Origin of the sequence: Chitinophaga sp. GbtcB8 (assembly GCF_019091455.1) — a bacterium.
GTDB lineage: Bacteria > Bacteroidota > Bacteroidia > Chitinophagales > Chitinophagaceae > Chitinophaga.
In genome coordinates this window covers 455158-477112 of record NZ_JAGXJN010000002.1, presented here as the reverse complement: position 1 = coordinate 477112, position 21955 = coordinate 455158, and the positions used below count along the sequence as shown (strand labels likewise).

Genomic DNA, 21955 nt, shown 5'->3' with positions numbered 1-21955 from the left:
ATTGATTCCTCATAAAAATAGCTAATAACGATAACAACGTGAAATCTTTTTTTATGCCGGCAGCCGCTTCTGTCAAAGGCCCGGAGCGGTATTCAGAGAGGAAGGTACAGGGGGCTAACATAATCATCTAAATAATAATTTCTACATAATAGCTATATGAACAATTAACAGCTGCCTTTTGTATTCATTATAACTGGGGACATTGTAAATAGACCGTCGCAAGAACTAACACTTAACATAAGCGGAAACCGTTTTGTAACCTCAAGCCGTGCATTATGCCCATTTACCTGTCATGCCTGCTGGCCTGGCTTTTGTATAGCCTGTTCAATACTTTGTCAAAAAATCCGGGTGTATTAAGTGGCGCCCGATCCGCTGTTGCTATTGCATTCAGCGCTTATATCCGTACATTTTTCCTTGTAGCGGCTATTGCCTATACACTCTTAGCGGTGTTGGTCTTTATGCTCAATAATATAACTGGTGTTGGTGAAAACGTTGTGCTTGCGCGTATGTTGTTTGCCCCGCTACGTGCATTAAAACAATTTCATGATGCGTTCCATGCAAGCTGGCAATGGCTAAGCCTGGCACTGATGCCTGTTCTGGCGCTCATCGTTATTTATTACGTTATAAAGAAACATGCCAAACGTCCGGGCATAATAAATGGACAGCAGCGCGCCAGCGGTAGGGCATTCACTTTCTTTACATCCGCCGGCATGCACAGCGCCGTTAACAAAACAGATACAGCACTTTCCATAACTTCCGGTGTAATACTACTGGCTTCGCTTCTAATATTGCAGGCCATCCAGGTACCATTTGCCACTGTAAATGCACGTTACAACCTGGAAAATATTATTGTTGCGCATCACATCCAAACCCTGGATGAAAAGTGGAACCTGCATTTTCCTCCGGGTACTCAAAAGAAGACGCCCCTCTCCGCAGATCTGAGCGCCGGTATTGCCAGATTAAGCCGCATCATGGAACGGGAAATTATGCGTTCCTTTTTGCACGACAGTGTAAGCCTGGATAGCGTACAGCAGTTCCAGTTAGTGAGCACCCAGGTAAGGCAAAACTTATTAAAGGCATACGTTGCGCAGAAACAAGTTGCCGCAGATCCGCATGCTTATGAGGCTACCAATCCGTTTGATAACTTTGAGCCCGTCAGCCCGTCGCCGGCAGCTACCAGTTTCATTAAAGCTTATGCATATCAGACAGCGCAGCCTGGCCCTGCTACCAGCTTTGGCAAAAAAATGGAGGCCAGGCTTAGCACCGCAGTTAGCAGGCTAAGCGCCCGGGATCAACAGATGTTCCGCACGCAGCTCAGGGACCTTAACAACATGTATAATGACCAGGTAACCATCGATGATGTAATTACCATGAGCTTTGAAAACCTGCACGATAGCCTGGCTGATAACTGGTCAAAAGAAATACTTAAGAACCTGTTAGGAGAACAGGTGTTTCTAAAGTTTTTCACGGCCGCCTTTCCCCGCAGCTTTCAGAAAGCATTTGATAATATTCTGGAAATGAAAGCCAGGGATCTGCTAACATCTATTTTCATTGATCACAAAACCGTGATGGCATCCATCCATAACATCAGACATACCTCTTCCGGTGGCGTGATCTCGGACCATCTCACCAAAATCAAGGACCGTCTCAAAAAACATCCCCTTCCTTTTGAGAAGATGAACAACGCCATCAGGCAGGCGCCGCCCGCTATTATCTATAACCGCATGCAAGAGCCGGAATACCAGATGACCGAAAACCGGCTGGATGTTTATGTAGAAAAAGCGGCTAACAACCTGGTAAGGCCCTACATTAAAGCCGCTTATGCCGGCGGACTAAGCACCTATGAAGATTACTTTCCCAATTCGCTGCAATCTTCTGTTCCCACGCATTATGCTGTGATCATGAAACCCCTGAAACGGTTCTCGCCCACCAGCATTGTGGCCTTTACCCGCGAGGAAGCTTTTAATAATGCCTTCAGTTTTTCCAACCTTTCCGCTAACCCCTGGACCGGCGGGGTATTAATAGGGCGAAGTCCTGAAAAAAGCAGCACCGCAGCACCGGATATCCGTGACATGCAATGGGAGGATAGCGCAGGTTTTGTGCATATTACCCTTATTGATGCAGCGGGTAAAAAGTATAAGCTGGGGAGTTTTTCCAAACCCGTTATTGCGCAGGCCCTGGCCTATGCAGCAGATGCCAGGCCCGTAGCTACCACTATGATCAACTGTACTGATGGCGCCCTGCCCCTAAGGGTGCTGATGCATCCGGCACTGGTAAACACCCCGCTTGGCTGTAACATCATCAGCATGGACCGTTTTGTAGATACCTATGCGTACAATGAGCCTTCCGGTCAGGTCCAGTATGCGTTGCTGCAGTTCCGTTATCAAAAGTTCATGTATGATGCATGCGCTTATTACCTGATCTTTAAAAGGCATCTTTATGAGGGTACGGAAAACTTCCTGGTAGAAGGGCCTTACAAACAATTCACCGGTTTTGTTATTAGTAATTTTACGTTGCTAAAGCAAAAGTTGTTAAACGGCAGTGTATTTAACGATCCCCTGCTCTCCCCTATGCGTGTTAAAAAAAGTTATTACCACCAGTACCTGGTTGATTTAATCGTAACCCACCTCGCCAGCAGCGCTACAGGAGAAGAATTCTTTAATAAAATAAACGCCGGCTTCCCGGGTAATATGACCGCAGGGGATATTCTCATCACACAATCGGAGATACGTTCTGGTGTGCGGGAGGATCCGTATTTACTGGATCCTGATCTTCGCTCGCTGATGTTACCTGCAGACGATAATCCATTAAATACACTGACGTTTATTGAGCAGGTAGCGTATAATAAAAGCAGGTTCTGTAAAAAGGACCTTCACCCGGAGGTGGATAACAGCCCCTGGGCGTTTCCGTACATTAAGTCGAATAATATGATCCAAAGGACCATTGACCAGAATGTACAGGATGGTGTTAATAAGGAGATCATGGATCATGCGCTGGCTTTTACAGTAGCGCAACGCCTGTTCAGGAGTGCTTTTTCTGGTGCGCTTGGGTTGGGTTTTCCGCTTTCGCGGATGGGGAGTTTGATGGAGGTGTGTGTTAGCGGAGTGGGATATGTGAAAACGCCGGAGTGGAGCGCGGGGTATCAGTCACTGCCGGGTATGGATAAGGAGGTGTTTGATATAATGGGGGTGAGTGGGGAGGAGAATGAACGGGCGTGCAGGTGAAATTACTAATGCCCTGCAGTAGCTGCATCAAATACGCGGCAAAAGTTACCGCCGCCGATCTTGGCGATCTCATTCTCCGTGAAACCGGTCTTTAACATTGCATCAACAACCGCGTAATAGAAACCGGTTTGTTGGTCCTGCCAGGCTTCGTTTGTGCGTTCACCCACTCTGCCGCGATCTTTTCCACCGGAGCCATTATTACCGCGTGGAATGCTGTCCTGGTGATTGCCGGGATTGTTCCCACCCGGTTTAGGACCAAAGTCACCAGCAGGTCTGTAAGCAGGAGTTAACTTGGTATCTGTGCCAATGCTGACATGATCAATTCCCATAACATCAACCAGTACCCGAATGTTCCGGGCATACTCCAGCGGCGTATCTGCCAAGTGCGTCCAAACGCTAATAACGCCGCCTGCGTTGGCAACGATCTTAGCCTGCTCCTTGCTGATGAGTCTTGGCCGCATCATTTTGGCCATGAACGGATTCTGCCCCAGCTGGGTATCAAGGCCCGTATGAGAAATGATTACTGGCTGGGTGGCCACTTTTAATGCAGCGTCAATCGTTTCATTGCTAGCATGTGCAAGGTCTACAAGAATGCCTAATTTGTTACATTCTTTGATAACATCTGCTCCGAACGTGGTGAGTCCACCCCAGCGAGCGGGGTTTGTATAAACGTCGCCCAATGGTACGGATGCATCGTTGTCATGAAGTAGTCCAAGATGCCGCAAACCCCGGTTATAGGCTACTCCAAGCCGGTCTAATTGTCCTTCGAGAAAGTGCCCGCCCTCTACCGATTGAATAACGGTTGGCTTGTGTTCTTTATGAGCGGCACGGAGGTCTGCCAGGTTCATGGAGCGCTTCATGTTGTTACTTTCCAGCACCTTGTCCATTGCATTCAATCCGTTTATGAACCGGTTATAGGCATCTCCCGGGTTACGTAGCTGCTGATAGTCTACGGCGAATGTCATACAGATGGCCGATAAGCCCGACTTCTTCATTTCGCCGGCCAGGTCTACTTTAGGGCCCGGTAATTCCGCTGCGTTAAGCGGAACATCAATATGATTGTGGGTATCAATCCCGATGGTTTTGGATACAATTGCAGCTACCTCTGGGTCTACATCGTTCACAGCCCATGTTAACAATGGGTTCAACATCATTACTGCGCCAGCTCCGGTTACTGTGGTGATAAATTTCCGCCGGGACCATTCCTCCTGGGTTCTTTCCATGATTTTCAATTAGGCAATTGCCAATGGCAAAAAGACAATGAATATATAAAAAACCTGGTAAGACCAAAGATAAATTCTACAAAACCTTCAATGCCGCCCTTGGCTTACAACCATAATGCACGCACTTAACACCGGCCCTGTTATTGTTAAACTTTCCGTTGGGCGCATATCCGGATTGAGCCTTTGTTTCATCATAATACCCATCACTTGAATAAACAGCATGATAGGCATTATAAGTAACAAGATTTGCATTGGTATTCAGATTGGCCTTACCAAGGTTTTTGAACTTAACACCTAACAAACGGTAAACAGTGGGTGTATTATAGCCATTCAGCAGGCTGTTAAGAGCCTGCCCATAGGACGGCAAATTCCGTAACCGCTGGTTCATTTTCACCATTACCGCAAAACAGGTATCTGCATAATCCCGGATACGCTTAGCCTCCGGCAGATCTGATCTGTTAACAAAACCATTTTCCTTTGTAGCGGTACGTATCTGTTCATAAGTAATATTAAATGAGCTGTCATTCCTCAGTATAACGGTGATCAGGCTGTCCTCATTATGCCGTTCATATCTAAAAACATTCCCCACACCAAAGGTACCAATGCAGGCTTTGATTAAAGCTATGGAAGCACAATTACCGCCGCCATTCACATTTCCCTGCTTAAAAGCATTAAAAAGCAGGTTATTCTCAGGCGATGTTTGTCCATTTGCATTAAATATGCATAACATCAACAGTCCTGTAATTATTCTTTTCATCATTATTCGTTTAAGGGTTGTATAAAATTAGTAAAGGCGGCGGATCATGGGTTAGTAAACCAAACCTCGTAATGCCTGGGCCTGGTCCCTCTGCCGTTTCCAGGTATCCTCACAGGGCTTTCATTTAAAGTCGGACCTAAATTCAGCGTTTTCAGGATCTGAATAATTTCAGCAGCTTCCCCGCGCTCTTCATCCCGGTAATATCTTACCTCTATCTTATCCGGGATATTCGCTTTCAGCCTTGCAACGTTCTCCACTCCTGGTGCTATAAAATTTCTTTTGCTCAGCTCATTTTGCAATAATTTGGCAACAGGCCGTTGGCTTTCATCTGCTATCTGGATATATACACGTGGGGCAATGTTGTTCAGCTGTTCTGTGGCTTTGTTAAGCAATGTTTTAATAGTATCCGTGCGGCCGGTAGAACAGGGCATGGAATAAACCTGGGCCCGGATAAGGGCAATATTTCTTTTGGCGCTATCTGTTTGAAGTTGGATGGCCGCATACTCCTGCTGGGCCACTAATTGTTTGCTCTTCGCTGCATCTCTGGCTAATTCAGCCGCAGCCACGGCTTTTATGGCCGAATCTTTTTTTACCTGCGCCTCCTTCATTTCCAGTGCCGCGGTTTTCGACTGTATATTCGATACGATGTTCTGGCCTATTACACCGCCTAAGGCAATTACAACGGCGAAAGAGCTGGTCCAGAAGTTTAATTTTTTGTATGCCGGCCGTTTGAGGTCTGCTACTTTTAAGGTGAGCTCTTCAACTTTTAGTTGCTGCTCTTTTAGTTTGAGCTGTGCTTCGTTGAGGGCGGTTTGTTCGGGGGAAGGGGAATGGGGTGATTGTTCCATTTTGGTTGTTATTTAGAAAACAACATGACTATAATATACTGAAAATCGCTGTTGTTGTACTATTCCACAATAACTTTTTTGGTCCAACCTACAAAGTCCCTTACCTGCTAGTACATATCTAATGAACAAACGTCTTATTCTATATCACCAGCCAATAACATTTTCCATCCCCTGTTACTTTCCGCCCCACAATTTCAGTTCTTAATATAAACACCATTTTATGGATCTGAAAATCAAAATACCGCATAAGAAAAACCACATCAGGTTCTTCATCTATAACATTCCGCCCTGGCTGGTGGTATGGATCGTATTATTCCTCATGCTGCTCCGGCTGATGACAGGACACTGGCTTTAACGCTCTAAACCAACTATTATGCTTAATTATGAACGGGATCTTGAATTTGCAAAGGTTTTTGAGGATATGCATCCAAAACTGGACAAGTTCTTCCATTTCAGGCTTAAAAATGCCGGCAGGTCGGGAACGGCGGATTGGGCCCTGATGAAAGATGACCTGGTACAACAAACGGCATATAAAGCACTGCAATACAGTCGCACCACTAATGGCGCCAATTACCCACTAAAAAAGCTCATCCGCATAAAAGCAGGTAATACCTGGTCTGAGTACATAAAGCAGTCAAAAAACAAACCTTTTAAACACACATCGGAAGGCTCGCCTGAAAAAGAAAGTAAAGACCCGGATCCTCTTAAAACAATGATGAACAAAGACCTGCAGGATCATCTGCCTGCAAAAGCCGGGAAAATGGAACTAAAGATCATCGTTCAGATGATAACCGAAGGATATCACTACAGCGAAATAGCACAAATCCTTAATATAAAAGAAGGCGCTGTAAAAATGCAGGTGTACCGGCTAAAGAAATGGTTGAACCGGAAAGGAAAGAAGTAATTATTATTCACTCAAAAGTTAATCTAAAAAGTATGCAACAGATAAATAAGCAGATAGCTGATACTTTCACAGGATTCCTCAGGGGTTTTGTGAGTATATATGACGATATGGACGAAAATGACCTGATCCTCGCCTATGAAAATCTGTTCAATCATCAACCCATAGGCTCCCTTATAAAGAACAACCGCTTAGCCCAAACGGTAGAATACCTGAAAGAGGTAATGGCTATGCATCAGTTAACCACCTTAGATGGCTTAATAGCCCACTACAACCGTAAAAAGACCAGGGTAAGGGAGTTCCTTACTGATCTCATTCAGCAGACCAGGAAAGATAGTCCGCTGCCAATAAAGGATCCGCCCTCTATTAACGCACTCAGTCCCTCTTTATATAAAAATACTTTTCTGAAACTGCATCATGCTACGGCAAAAGCGTTAACAGTGGCCAACCGGCCGTTCCACCTCTTTATAAATGCTCTGTATCGCCGCATGTATATTACAGACCATCATTTTAAGCCTAAAGAGGAATACATGGGTATTTCCGTTCATTTTTTTGTACCGGTCCCTGTAGAACGGGAACAGGTGAAAGGTTTTATCTCCTCCGTGTACCTGGAACAATTCTATGAGCATAATAACAACCGGCCTATTAACCTCATACAATTAAAGAACCAGCAGTTTAAATGCACTACTGTTGGATATATAGAGGAGCATATGCCATTAGATGGCTGGACACATTTCAGCAACCGTATTAATATCATTTTCGAAGCCAGAATAGAAATCCTGCTTGAGAAGCTCCTTAAAAAGATAAAAAAGGAACGGCCTGTTAAAAGTGAAGGATTCAAAAAAGAGCTGGTGGAATGGCTGTATTACTCAAAACTGCGCGATCCTGGTATGTGTGAAAATTTCTTTACCCAGTTGAAACGATCCGGAAGCAACGCGTCTCCCCTGCCTGACCGGGAAACCAAAAAAGCATCTCTATTAAAGACCAGGTCTCAACTCGCCGCCATTATCAATGATATTTGTGAAAAGAAATTGTCCCTTAAAAAATGGGCCATTCTTAAAAGTCCATCCGGGCACTCCTGGGTAACATCGGATAATGCCGGTTTTGGTATCAGTATTGAGGAATGGTGTAAGTCCAGACAAGCTTCCCACCCTGATACCCTGCTGGCTGATATAAAGCAGGATACAGTGATCTATTTTCCATTATCCAAAGACTACTGCCTGCGATTACAACCTTATGATCTGGACGACGCCTGGCTTGCGGACCTGAATAATGCACCCATAACATTTGAACAGTCTTCGGAGCAGGAGCTGACCATTGTGAACCGGTTAACCTATGCCACTCACAAGTATTTTGTGGTAGCCGGGGATATTAAGAGTTTGGAGCTGTGTAATACGAAGATCAGGGCGCATGCGGGGGGTAGGTAGTAAAAGGAAGCCACTGGAATATTTAACTAGGTTCAGCTTCGCCCTTGCCACCCTCAATAGGGAATCCGCTGCTTTGACTGCATCTTTTGGGGACAAGATGAGAAATAATGAGGTTATTCTTAGTAAAAACAATAATCTCCTAATGCTGTCAATACAAACAATTGGAGCTGTTATAGAGGTTAAGCGTTGCGTGAGTGAAATCAATTACATTAAGGCATTCCTTACCCTCAGCTAAATGGGTGCCATTTGAAATTAGCTGGAGGAGTTTATTTTTTTCATAAATGTGCTTACAAATGACAATGTTACTCAGATCTCTTATATCCAAACCCGTTGACAGGCTGTCAACGGTAGTCAATATCACCGGAGCGCCCCATCCACCATTTCTAAACCGTTTTAAAGTTTCTTTACCTGCGGCGCCATCAGCCGTTGTTACTCGGGCACAACATCCAAATATATGAATGAGGTACATTTCATTAATAGCATTACATATATTTAATGCATGCGTTTGATCTACGCAGTAAATAATTGTTTTCCCCAAAGGGGGTAAATATTCCAGTAGCTTTTCCGCAATAAACCTCACTGACACTGGGGAGGTTATATCAGAATCTGTTATTTCCCACTCACCAAATAAATTAAACGGTCTAATACGGTGAATTTTAACTGGTGAAAGAAAGCCGTCCTTAATTCCTTCTTCCAGTGTATATTGATAAAGTGGTTCACTTCCAAACATGTCGCTTGCCATTTGCGGCACACCGGAAAATCCGAAATGTATGGCGTCATTAAAATACTTTAGTATGTCACTCAAAATATCTTGCTGAGATATGCTTCTTCCTTTATAGGCATCTATAATAATAATGTCAAAAAAAGACTTTGGGTATATCTTATAATATTCATGTTTCTTCTTTTTGAAGGAAAATCGCCGGTAAGTAGATAAAAATATATTTCCCTCAACTGAAAAACCGGTCTTTTGTTCTTTACTAAGATCGGTCAGTATATAATCTTCCCCGTATCGGCTAAAGAAACTAACAAATTGTTCAATCATCTCCTGCCTGTCTGTAAGAACCAGTACTCTTGGTTTCCTGTTCGCCCCCTCAATATTCCAGTTACACTGAAATAGTTTGTACAATATTTGAAAGGTCACATAAGTTTTTCCCGTGCCGGGTGCCATGTTTAATATCCCTCCTTCTCTCTTCGCAATACTCTTCATTACTATTTCTATTGCATCATACTGGTATTCCCGGATAGATTCATTCTCTCTCAGGTGTGTTGGGGCTTTATGTAACTCTTCCTGCAATGAAATGTATGGAGTGGCTATTTTCATCAGTAGTTCATCGGGAGTAGGAAAGTAATTAATGTACTGTCCTTTCCCCGTATACATATCAAACTCATAGATGTCTTTCCCATTACTGGCATATACAAATCGCAACTGTTTATTGCTCGCATATTTTATAGCCTTTTGTAAACCGGCGTTGGCTCGTTTACCTGCTCTTTTGGCTTCTATAATAGCTACGGGTATATTATTATGTATCAATAAATAATCAACAAATCCACGTCTTACTATTTTGCCATCAGAATAGGTAATACAGTATTCCCGGCAAATGTTCTGAGGTTTCCATTTGCTCCTTTTAAGTGCAGGCTCTATAAATTCAGCCCTTGTATCTGCTTCTGAAAAGCGTGTTTTCATGAGAAATAAAATAATAATTACTTATTCCTTCTCTCCAATACCCCCTCTGTACTTTTATCACCCGGCTTCAATTGCATTATTATTTATGCCATCAACAATACTAATAATCTTAGCCCCCTGAGTTAAATCAAATACTCCACTCAGTCCCTGGTCGCTAAAATCAGTAAAAGGCTGATCAAAAAGCATTTGTTTATCAATGGTGCCTTTAACGCTCAAGTAATCAATAATAGTATTAATGAAATTAATCTGTTGCGCAGAAAAATTCCCTTTATCCAGGAATTCAGCAAAGGCTTCCTTCGCCGCATTTATTTCCAACCCTAAAATACTTCTCACAAATTTTCCAAGCGGCTTACCATCCATGGCTTTTTCCAACATTTCCTTATTACCACCTTTATCAATACTAAATAACAACCGTTCCAGTTCCTGCAGTTCTGATTTAGTAATAGGCTGGTTATTGCGAATGCGGTGAATGGTAATATGATCATAATTATCCCGGATAATTTTTTCCACCCTTCTTTTATGATCCCCTAACTCCTGGTATTGGGTTAACAGCTCTACCTCTTCAATATTATCCAGGGTATCGGTAAAATTGGTATAAAGGAGCTTTTGTCCTTCCACATCTATATACTGAATAAGATTGCGTAACGCAAGCCTTGTTTCGTTATGGCTGGTTACTCCTGAATTTTTCCAATACGGTTCTTCCTGCAACATCCTGATTAAGGGCTCCTGTTGTTTTACCTGGGGAATACTTAATTTCCGCAATAACCCTTTTACTGTATCTTTTATCTTTCCCTGGTAATACCTGATACGGGAAGACTGTTCTATTTGCTGTGCAATCAGTGAAAGCATCAGTAAATCAAACCGGCGGGCGGATTCTGTAGACGTACTATCTGTATATAAATGAGCAAGATGGTTTTCTATCTCGTAAACATCGCTTAAATCCAATGCATTCCACCGGTCGCGGTTTTTATACTTCTCTACATATCTTAGTTCCATCCTTACCCTGAAATCTTCCGGGTTAAATGAACATACAATAGCATACAACTCATCCAGCAATTGCTCACAAAAAATTGCTTCCTCTTCCGCAGCAGGATGTTGGGTAAGCAAAAAAGCTATATTTAATTTCTTCTTGAAAATTAGTTCACTCATAGGTATCCTTACCCCTGTCTCTGATTCCTTAATACCACTATTGAAAAATTCAATGTTGCCACATATGTCAAAAACATAAAAGCATTCCTTATTCTGGCCAGGCCCAAAAATACCCGGGCATAAACGTGTTCCCCGGCCAATCATTTGCCAGTATTTGGCTTTCGACTGTACCAGTTTAAAAAACACAAGGTTTAAAATCTCGGGTATATCAATACCGGTATCCAGCATATCCACCGAAACGGCTATCTGGAAGTCGGTATTCTCAGGATTAGCAAATTGATAAATCATATCCTGGGCATCATACACGGTATTATCAATGAGCCGCAGCATTTTACCCTTTTCTTCAGGGTATAATTCATTGAAACACTTTTCAATAAAAACGGCATGTTCATGATTTTTTGCAAAAATGATTGTTTTACCAAGGCGGTCTCCCCCTTGAATAGTCAAACCCTTCTGCATAAGTGTTTGTAGCACCTTGTTTACCGTATCTTTATTAAATAGCCAGGTATTTACTGCGCTGCTGTCTACTTCCTGGGGTACCTCTCCATATGTTTCTAAAAACTCCTTTTCATAAGCTTCTTTTTCCGCTTCGCTCAGCTCATCATATCTAATACCTTTCCTTACAAATTTCAGCGGCACCTTAATACCTTTTGGCGGTACCAGGTATCCATCACTCACAGCTTTATCCAGCTCATAGGCATAGGTTGGCTGATGCACCTCCAGGCCAAACTGCTCGTAAGTATCTTTATCCGCATCCGCCTTTGGTGTGGCGGTTAACCCAATAAATATGGCATCAAAATATTGGAAAATGGCTTTGTAACGCTTGTAAATGCTCCGGTGGGCCTCGTCAATAATTATTACGTCAAAATGTCCTACTCCATAATAACGCTTTCCTTCCGCCTTCGCGTTATCTATCTTATTCATCATGGTAGGGTATGTGCTGAATACAATCCGGCTCGCAGTATCTTCTTCTTCCCGGGTAAGGTCAATAGCGGTAAGCTGCGGCAGGTAGGTATTAAAAGCATTTTTTGCCTGTGTTACCAAAGCGTTTCTGTCAGCAAGAAATAAGATCCGCTTAGCCCAGTTTGCCTTGGTCAACAAGTCCGTTATGGCTGCTGCTATTCTTGTTTTACCGCTGCCGGTAGCCATTACCAATAAAGTCCCCCTGGCTTTTTTATCCTCCAATCTTTCCATTACGCGTTTAATCGCTTCTTCCTGGTAATACCGGTCTGCAATATCTTTATTAATACGTTGGGTATGCAAAAGCTTGCGGGTAATACGGCGGTTCACTAATAACTGCAACTCATCCTTGCTATAAAACCCCTGTACTTTCCTGGGTGCATAAAAAAGATCATCCCACAGGTTAGTTTCAAAACCATTGGTATAAAAAATAATAGGGCGCTGGCTGTATATCCGCTCAAGCGCATCAGCATAAAGCTCTGCCTGGCGTTGACCTTCATGGGCATCCCCTAAGGTTCTTTTTGCCTCTATCACAGCCAGTGGCTTACCATCATCCCCCCATAAAACATAATCAGCCCTGCCATCTCCGGTCTGCATTCCCGCAATCCTAAATTCCACAAAATTAGGTTGGGTAATATCCCAGCCTGCCTCTTTTAACATTACGTCAATATACATCCGCCTTGTTTCCGCCTCTGAAACGTTAAGCGGCGGTAAAGGCAGTGTTTTATGAGATGCTTTTACAGCCTGTATGGCATCAAGCCGTTGCTGTAATTTTTCTGCCAGCTCCTTATTCTCCAGTAAGGCTGTATTGGCCCGTTCCAGCTGCTGTTTTACTGCCTCATATTGCAGGGCAAGATGTTCAGCCTGTTTCCTGGTACGTACTATGGCATCTCCTTTCGGCAGTATATTTTCATCAAATATCACAACCGGGGTAAGGCTTATACTGTAAATACGCACTACCCACAAACAAAAGCTGTGTATCATTTTTAATGCTACCAGGGAGTCTTTAACGGTTGTTGCGGCAGAACCATGTGCCGCATTATTCCCTATCTTACGTACAAGGTTAATATTGCGCCAAAGAGTTTCCGGTACAACATCCATAAAACTCTGCTCATACATTAAGGAATTCAGCGTGGTATCTGCCGGTATAGCTAATTCGCTATCGTTATCATACAACCACTTCACAAACTCTTCCAGTGATTTACGGCAAAGTATAGCGCAGTACATCGGATCAGTATATACCTGTTCCTCCGCCCTGCGCGCTGTGGCGTACATCAGTTGAAATTCGTTTTGCAAAAAGGAAAAATTACTTTCCATAAGGTTGTTTTTAGTGTAACCAGGTTATTTTATTAATTCGCCTTTGAAGGCTTTTTGTAAAAGGCTTTGAAAAAGGCTTTCGGAGTGGGTTATTTGTTTAAGCATGGTTTGCTTGATCTCCAGTATATGCTGAGCCATTATTGCAAACCTCCGTTGAACCTCTATTGGAGGTAATAAAATTTTAATTCTTTTCATTTGCCCAAGAACTAGGTCCCGATTAGCAATTCCTCTAGTAAAAAGTTGCGATTGGGTATAACAAAAGTCATGATTTAACATGCTTTCTAAAAATTTCCCTTCAAGAAGTCCCCTATCAAATTTCAATACAGCAAGATGTACCCAATTTGAAAATTCGAAATCTATATCGACACATTTTGCAAATCCGGTTGTCCCTCCTTTTGTGTATAAAACATCACCAATTCGGGCATTACATTTTGCTTTATAAATTTCATGATCTTTTTCTGAAATGTATCGGACGTTAGACAGATCCCAATATCCTTTAATAATATTGTTGACCGAAATAAAAGGCACACCTTCTTTTACATACCGAGGAGATACATGTGGACCATCCTTTATACTTGTACATACGTCCCCCAGGGTCTTTATTTCCCATCCTTTGTCATTCTTTACCGGATCACCAAACATCTGGTAAAATATACTTTGTAACAGTTTATCGTATTGAGCAAGTAAGGCTTTGTCTTTACGGCGTAGTTCATCTGCTTTGTCTAATATGGCAGCTATTTTCAATTGTATAGAAAGCGGAGGCATAGGAATTTGAAGATTTCGCAATTCCCCTCCATTAACGTGAGGAATCGTTGCTCCGGTTCTTTTAGACTTTATTTCAGCTTCCTTGGCTTGTAAATAGCGAAATAGAAACCTTCCATTGACATTATCATTCAATGGCCTTAATCGGGCAAGGGTGCTGCCAATTACCCCGGTGAGGTTAGTTCCAACTTTCCCTGCATTAGCACCATCCCAGGCAATAATTACATCGTTCGCCAAAACATCAATACCTTTTTCATCTGTAAATTTGGGAATATAGCTACCATTCAAATCTTCAATTTGAATATATCGTGTAGCCGATGTATTTTCAACCTCGTTATGCTTTTTACCCTTAGCAGTTGATACAATTTCATTCAATTTTATTGTTTTCCAACTCATCTAATATCTGTTCTAATTATAAATATTGCTTATCTTTCTTACGTTTACCATCTAATGCTCAACGTACTAATATGCTAACAATGGTAACAACTCCAAAGAATAATTCATATCCCAGCTAACAACTTTTTCAGTTGTTCCAACGCATCACTACGGTCCTTATCCAACCCCTCAATTGTCTTTATAATATCCGCAGGCGCCTCATACTCCTTCTCTTCATGTTTCACCTCCTTATACCGGTTAATGCTCAAATCATAGCCATGCTGTTTTATTTCTTCAACAGGGACAAAAAAACACGCAGTATCCCGCCCGCCTTCCAAAGAGGCAGCTCCCTTATTCTTCCATTTATCCAGCACATCAGGTATATCGTTCTGCGGTATAGGCTGCCGTTTATCATCCAAGCTAAAACCATCCGCCTTCATATCATAGAACCAAACATGGTCCGTACCACCGGTAGTAGTTTTAGTAAAAATTAATATACCCGTGCTTACACCTGCATAAGGCCTGAATACACCCGAAGGCATGGATATTACCGCCTCCAGTTTATGCTGTTCAATCAATAGTTGCCTTATCTGTTTATGTGCCTTACTGCTACCAAATAGCACCCCATCCGGGATAATAACTGCTGCACGGCCACCTTTCCTTAACCCACGTAATATCAAAGCCAGGAAAAGTAGCTCCGTTTTCTTACTATCTACCATTTTCAAGATACTGCCATCCACAGCATCCTTATCCAGGCTACCGGTAAAGGGGGGGTTACCAAGCATCAGTGTTGCCTGGTCTGTAAAAGCATGATTTGCTTCACTTAGTGCATCCACATCTCGCAGGTCCGGTTCTTCAATACCATGCAAAATCATGTTCATCGCGCCAATACGTATCATAGTAGGGTCAAATTCCATCCCCATAAACATGTGGCGGTTAAAATGCGTGGTAAATGCCCCATCATAAAAGGCCCTGGCCGCGTGTTCACGCAAAAATTCAGCACAGCCTACCAGAAAACCGCAAGTGCCTGCCGCAGGGTCGCAGATAACATCATCCGTAGTAGGCACCATCATTTCTACCATCATCTTAATAATATGCCTGGGTGTACGAAACTGGCCGTTTTGGCCTGCGGTAGCAATTTTGCTTAACAGGTACTCATATACGTCGCCCTTGGTATCCCGGTCTTTCATATCTATACCACTCAGCATATCTACCACGTTCGATAAAAGCCGGGCTGTGGGAATCATAAATACCGCACCTTTCATAAACCTGGCGAAAGCACTGCCTGTGCCCCCATAATTCTTCATAAAATCAAACACCCCATTTTCCTTCCTGAAAAGCTGAAACATGGTTTCAGGCTCCATATCTTTAAAGGTGCTCCAGCGCAGCTCCTTTTGATCCTCGCTATATATAGGCCCTTCTACCGGGGTTCCTAATAAGGTAGACTGTTGCTCCTTGAGTATTTGCAGTTCATCCAAACGTTTAATAAAAAGCAGGTAAGTAATTTGTTCAATCACAGTCAGCGGGTTGGAAATGCCGCCGGTCCAGAAGGTATTCCAAATCTTATCGATGTCTGTACGAAGCTCTGATGTAAGCATATTTATATTTTGAAGATGCAAGATAGTCCTATAATCATATTGAAAAACAAAAGTCACGTTGATGCATGCACCCTATTTGCATCCTCCGGAGAATAAACGGCCAATCCTGACAGGAAAAGCTTTTTCATAGCCTCCCGCAGATCCTGCGGCTCCAAAACCTCCAGTTCGCCTCCGAAACCCAAAAGTACCGAGCGTAACTCATAGTTACAAAGCAGATTTAGCGCTATAAGCATGCCCCCATCGGGGTATTCTTCCAGCACCTGCTGCGTACGATGGATAGGTTTTGTTCTGATATACGGAGCCTGCAACCGGGACACTTTAATCCTGATTGGCTGAGGCACTTCGTCCGTGGGCACGGTTACGCCTATAAGTGATTCAAAATAAATATCTGGATCAAACAAGTCATTCCCTATAAATGATACCAAAGAGTTTTTTATTTCCTGTATCCGGTCCAGGGCCAGATTTGTCAGTTTCTTATCATTTTCCTTCCTGCCAAATAAAAACCATCGGTTGCGGTATTCCTTCAGCAGGTAAGGGTGAAAAACAAACTGGTTGGGGGCTGTTGCATTAAAAGATTGGTAGGTGATCCTTAATGGGGTCTTTTCTTTAATCGCATAAAAAATATTATCAATATATTCAGTTCCCCGGGCCACTGTATGCTTCTCAAATTGTATAATGCAGTGGCTTTCAGGAATATTGGTATCCACCGTATGCTGAAGTTTGTTAACAATTACCTCTACCTCCTCCAGGATCTTAAAATCATTCACCTGCTTTAAAATTTTAATAGCGTCCTTTAAATATTCTACCTCTTCATGGCTGATCGGCAAATTTTTAATTGAAAAATCAGGGTCACTATACATAAAATAGGTAACCCGTCCCTCCTTTCTCCGTTCAATCGGCGCCCCCAGGGTCATTTCCAGCTGTTTAATATCATCTTGTATAGTCCGCTTTCGTACGTCTTTTTGCCCAAATTGGTCCCATAACTTGTCATTAACCGTATCAATTAAGTCCTGTAAAGTCCATTTTCTTCTCCGGTTGCGTAAGCATTCATCCAGAATCGCAATGCGGAAAGCAAAGTTTTTATTAGCGGGCATTGATTAAAGATTGAATATATAAATATAGTAAGTCCCTCTCAGGATGCAAAAAGAGTGCATCCTGCACGGCTAGCTTTGACTCATTGCATTACAACAGCATAATAGTAAAAAAATTAAGGCTATTGAGTTCCGCCTGTAAGAGCTCAGGGGAGACACGGTTTTCACTCTCTTTGCTGAAAGCCATTTAAAACCGAATACTATGGCTATAGGAAGAACGGCTGGCACAGGCGAAACATGTCCTGAAAGCGGCGTTTGGAAGGTAGTAGGTACGCCTACTACAACAGCCCCGATAGCGAAGGGGAATCGCATGCCACCTTACGGGGGCAAAGCGGTAACCTGGGTGCTCATCCAGCTAGCGTAAAATAAAAGGAGCTTCAATTATGAAGCTCCTTTTATTTTTATTTAATTATCACATCTTTTGCTACATAATTTCTACCATCCCTGTCAAATTCCGGCTTCCCAGCTACAAAGCAAATAGAACATGTTACCTCCCGTCCTACTGCTAATTTCTTAAGCAAGGCGGCATCTACCGGTTTCTGAGAATAGAACATTACATTCCGGTCAATTTCCTGACATTGAATAAAGGCCCGGGATCCTTTAATACCTTTTACTTTCCCGGCATACACATTCCCGTCAACCGGCGCCTGTTTCTTATAAACTTTAATGCCCGCCGGCCTCCCGGACGTACTACTCAAATCAATTTTCCCAACTACTACAGGTGGCGCCAGCACCGGCCGCACTACAGGTTCCTCAGATACCGGCTTTTCAACAACATCTTCCTCAGTGGCTGCCTGCAGGGGAATAACCTCCTCTTCATCTTCCGCTTTCACTTTTATGTCAACTTCATCCCGGTTGCTATTGAATGGAATAACTGCCCAGGCCTGGATCTGATCATACCGGAATCCAACAAAGAATTTAACTCTGTCATTAACACTTCTCTCACTAAATCCTCCGTGGTGGGGAACAAAAAATGCTTCCAGTCCGCAATCCAGTACAATAATACCCTGCTGTGAATTTTGCACAGTTTTTATTCTGCCGAAAGCCTCCCGCAACTTTTGCTTATTCCGGTCAAAAAAATCCAACGAAAAATCGCCCAGGCTCTTGTGATTCAGCATCTGTCTTATTCCCTTACCGGGAGCAAGCCATTCAAAACAAAACCGGTCGTTATTCACATATGGCTTCATAAGTGCCAATATTTCCCGTACGTTCGTAGTAGTTGAATTATCAAATGCAGCTCCTTCTGAAATGGCCTGTATGGCATTTAACACATATAAATAATAATACCCCTCCAGCAAAGAGTTGCTGTTTTGGCCGGCAATCTGGGTCCAGGTGCTTATCTTAACAATGCAGGAAGCTATATCTGGCGGATTTTTCAGAAACCGCACGGCCTGCATCAGGAGCCTGATATTTTGTGCATTATCCGGCTCATCAAAAATGTTTTCGTTAAGGTATTTGATGCATTGCAGCAGCTCACTTTCAGATATCCTGCTCCAGGAGTTAAATAAATCCTTTTCATGAATTGCTTTTGAGGCCAGCAGGCAGGTTACAAACATCCGTTTATAACGCGGCCGCATAAATTCATATCCGGACGGTGTCTTATTAATTAACTGCTCAAACCTATTTTTCGCAGACAGCTCGGAACCAATTGTTCTGATCAAATGTGTTTCGCTCTTCAGTATATATTCTGCTGACCGCTGTATCCTATACCGGTTGTCCATCTGTTTGGACTGTTCAATCAGAAAAAACGCCTCCCGAAGTAGAAAAGTGGCTTTATCCAACTTCTCCATGTACCAGTTATGGCTTGGGTCTGACAGGAAAACATCCTTTTTACTGGAGGCCGCAAATGTTTTAAACCCGTAATTGATAGCCCGTATAATACAGCTTATCTGGGAATGATAACCGTAGATGTTGGATGCATCCAATCTTATGACTTCATCAAATATGGTACATGCTTCATCAGTTAGGTTCCTGATTTCATACTCTTTATCTTCATCGGGTATCTCATCCTGGGTGGCAGCCGTTATTTTATTTGACGCTTTTTCACTGTAACACATGCCAAGCGTATGCATTAGCCCGGAATTATTCGGAGCTATTGTAAGAGAAATCTGCGCCTCAGAAATAGCTTTTTCGAAATCTTTTACTTTGGGGCTATAGGCATACCTGGCATAGTGCCCGTGAAAATGGGCCTCTTCCGGGTAGGAATTTACAAGCACCTCAAATATCGCCATGGCATCATGGGGGTTCGCCACATCCGATATCAGCTCTGTAAACTCCTGCTCTTTTCCGGAACCATCAAAATCATGTCGCTCAATAAAAAGGCTGTTCAGGATCTGCTCTGTTGTCTCATCCAATATGGGTACCGCTGTTTTAATCATATCTATCAACTCAATCAGCCAGTTGCCCAGGTTATTCTTCCAGTTTTCCTTGGTCTCTATTCCACCGCCAAGTATAATTTTCATGGCTTCCTGGGATAAGACTGAATAACGTGGGCGCCACCGGTTCAAATAACCCTCTTCGTTAAACTCCTCATGTAATAATGGCAGCAGCGCATGATGCCTTCCCAATACAGAAATCAGGTCGCATTTATCACGGTCCACTTTAAAAAGCGGTGCAAATAATTCCCCAGCAACAGACCGTTGTGTGTAATTATAAATAATGGTTATAAAACCAATCAGTTTTTTCTGCTCAAGGGAAATGCCATTAAAACATTTAACTACATAATCTTCCGCTCCCTGGTAATCATCGCCGTATGCAGTTAAGGCATAAAGTACAGGTGTAATATATCCGGGTGTTGACTCGTTTTTCCCAGGTATAGATTTTATACGCTCCTTCATCGCCGGCGCCAGTGCGGTGTACATGCTTTCAAACGCTGGAACTTCCTGAAAGGATAATCTTGCAGGCAGATAAGCTTTATCCGGTGCATTCTCATGCGGGCCTCGCCTGATCACAAAAATAACGGCATTTTTCTTTGTCATTGCCAGGTCCCGGTACAACCTGTTCATGTCCCTTATTTCAAATGCCTCAATAAGTATCAGCAATGGAAGGCTGCCTTTGGTATACTTGTCATAAATGGTTCGCAGCGCATCAATGGTTTTTCTGGGCTCGTATTTGTGTACTACCACTGTTGGGTAGTTTTTCGACAGTTCCCAGGCAATATGCCTGCCCACCGTAGTACCTCCGGATCCTGCTTCATGTATCAGCTCAAATAAGCAAAGCTTATTTAAATCCAGTCTGATCTTTATTTTGTGCTGTATTTCATCAACCGGGCTCCTTCTAATATCTTTTTGTTCCGCCAGATCCCTCCAGGATATTACCTTACCCCGGTAAAACCCGTTTTCCTCGTCAGACGCTATCAAATTTGCAATCCCCTTATGAAGCACCTCTATTTCCAGCGACAGCAACAAGTCATAATCTTCTTGCTTCATTCTTGCCCCGTCACTCTTTTCATCAGCACGTGAAGGGATCCAATAGGCATCAGAAGGTTGCTTATCGTTACCCAATAGTGCATAGTTTTCAATATGGGCGGCAATCTCCTCCGGCGAAATGGTAATAATCTGTACATTAGAATAAGTGTCCAGCACCTGCTCATAAAGTGTAATATCGTCAGTGGTAATAACAAACTGTAGGTTAGCCTCATCCACAATGTTTAAAGCATCTATAATGGCATACGCATAATTTTTACTAGGGTTAACAAGCACCACAATGCGTGTCTTAGTATGGGAGCCCTTTATAAAGGATTTGTATAACGGATCGGCTATTTTACTCTTATATTTATTATTCCATATTTTAAATTCCTTAATAGGAGTTATGCTTCCCTGCCCGTTTGCCATAAACCAATACCTCGGAAATCCGGGATCAAATGAGCACTTGTCTTCTATTGTATACGAAATTTTATTAGAAGCTCCTCTTTCCTGGTTAAAATGATAAAGTAGGCCTAGCTCGTTCTCATCGCTCTGCGGGTTAAAGTCAATAACCAGCCGCCATGGCAGCAAAGAAAAGGATTTTACGGTATGGGCGCTTGCAGACAAATACTCCGGAGAAACCAGTATATACTGGTACCTCATGGCATCAAATTCCAGGCAGGCATTATAAAATTGGTTCCACCGCTCTAGAAAGGAGGCGCCACTAGGTACATGCGGCTTGCCCGCTATTGCATCTTCAATTTCCATGGGTAGCGGCATTCCCATAACATCAGCATAAAACCACCGTACAATAGGCACCAGGGCATGGTGGCATATATCCAGATCATCCTGGGTTATTTTTTTTCGCGGATCATCCTGGTGGTGTGAACCATTATTTCCCTTATTCCTGACAATCTCAAATTGATTTTGCAGGCAGCTATCGATAAGTATCCTAAGCTCATCCCTACCAATAGTATGTATAAGGTTCTCCAGGTTTAATTTCCCGGTATAAGTATCTGGTACAAACCGCGCAGGAATAGCGTCATGTTTTCCATTAATAATTCTTTCACCGACAATATCCCCCTTCCGCTTAAAAATACAGGCTTTACATATAGCTTCTACAGTAATCCGGGCATTGGCGGTTACCAGGTCCCCGTTATTGTAACTATTAACCCACAATGTAAAATAGTATGATATATCATTCAGCTTCTCTGACAATCCCATAGGTAAATAAT

13 protein-coding genes are annotated in these 21955 nt (G+C 42.9%); 4 read left to right on the top strand and 9 right to left on the bottom strand.

What is annotated here, in order from left to right; genetic code table 11:
- Positions 1–275 precede the first annotated feature (275 nt).
- Positions 276–3224: a hypothetical protein gene (locus KVT36_RS04855; RefSeq protein ID WP_217602374.1), complete on the top strand. Its 2949-nt coding sequence runs from the start codon at positions 276–278 to the stop codon at positions 3222–3224.
- A 5-nt stretch (positions 3225–3229) separates the two neighbouring features.
- Here KVT36_RS04855 and KVT36_RS04850 read toward each other — a convergent pair whose 3' ends face one another.
- The 3 genes from KVT36_RS04850 to KVT36_RS04840 form a co-directional block, all read right to left on the bottom strand.
- Positions 3230–4447, bottom strand: coding sequence for a dipeptidase (locus tag KVT36_RS04850; RefSeq protein ID WP_217602373.1), 1218 nt, complete (start codon positions 4445–4447; stop codon positions 3230–3232).
- A 76-nt stretch (positions 4448–4523) separates the two neighbouring features.
- Positions 4524–5204: a hypothetical protein gene (locus tag KVT36_RS04845; RefSeq protein WP_217602372.1), complete on the bottom strand. Its 681-nt coding sequence runs from the start codon at positions 5202–5204 to the stop codon at positions 4524–4526.
- 44 nt (positions 5205–5248) lie between these two features.
- Positions 5249–6052, bottom strand: coding sequence for a hypothetical protein (locus KVT36_RS04840; RefSeq protein ID WP_217602371.1), 804 nt, complete (start codon positions 6050–6052; stop codon positions 5249–5251).
- Between the two features lie 220 nt (positions 6053–6272).
- Between KVT36_RS04840 and KVT36_RS32950 the strand changes: the two genes are divergently transcribed.
- From KVT36_RS32950 to KVT36_RS04830, 3 genes are read left to right on the top strand one after another with little or no spacing between them, the layout of a single operon-like run.
- Positions 6273–6407, top strand: coding sequence for a hypothetical protein (locus KVT36_RS32950; protein WP_256449939.1), 135 nt, complete (start codon positions 6273–6275; stop codon positions 6405–6407).
- 18 nt (positions 6408–6425) lie between these two features.
- Positions 6426–6956, top strand: coding sequence for an RNA polymerase sigma factor (locus KVT36_RS04835; protein ID WP_217602370.1), 531 nt, complete (start codon positions 6426–6428; stop codon positions 6954–6956).
- A gap of 32 nt (positions 6957–6988) precedes the next feature.
- Positions 6989–8380, top strand: a complete 1392-nt coding sequence (locus tag KVT36_RS04830; RefSeq protein ID WP_217602369.1) for a hypothetical protein — start codon at positions 6989–6991, stop codon at positions 8378–8380.
- A 148-nt stretch (positions 8381–8528) separates the two neighbouring features.
- On the opposite strand, the gene KVT36_RS04825 is transcribed toward KVT36_RS04830, so the two are convergent.
- From KVT36_RS04825 to KVT36_RS04800, 6 genes are all read right to left on the bottom strand, one after another.
- Positions 8529–10064, bottom strand: a complete 1536-nt coding sequence (locus KVT36_RS04825; protein WP_217602368.1) for a DEAD/DEAH box helicase family protein — start codon at positions 10062–10064, stop codon at positions 8529–8531.
- A 57-nt stretch (positions 10065–10121) separates the two neighbouring features.
- Entirely contained in the window at positions 10122–13490 is a 3369-nt protein-coding gene (locus KVT36_RS04820) for a DEAD/DEAH box helicase family protein (protein ID WP_217602367.1), read from the bottom strand.
- Positions 13491–13514: 24 nt separating this feature from the next.
- Positions 13515–14648: a restriction endonuclease subunit S gene (locus KVT36_RS04815; RefSeq protein WP_217602366.1), complete on the bottom strand. Its 1134-nt coding sequence runs from the start codon at positions 14646–14648 to the stop codon at positions 13515–13517.
- A 104-nt stretch (positions 14649–14752) separates the two neighbouring features.
- Positions 14753–16225, bottom strand: a complete 1473-nt coding sequence (locus KVT36_RS04810; RefSeq protein ID WP_217602365.1) for a class I SAM-dependent DNA methyltransferase — start codon at positions 16223–16225, stop codon at positions 14753–14755.
- Between the two features lie 53 nt (positions 16226–16278).
- The gene (locus KVT36_RS04805) at positions 16279–17319 is read right to left on the bottom strand and encodes a YafY family protein (RefSeq protein WP_217602364.1); all 1041 of its coding nucleotides are present in this window, start codon (positions 17317–17319) and stop codon (positions 16279–16281) included.
- A gap of 398 nt (positions 17320–17717) precedes the next feature.
- Positions 17718–21944: a lipopolysaccharide assembly protein LapB gene (locus tag KVT36_RS04800; protein ID WP_217602363.1), complete on the bottom strand. Its 4227-nt coding sequence runs from the start codon at positions 21942–21944 to the stop codon at positions 17718–17720.
- Positions 21945–21955 lie beyond the last annotated feature (11 nt).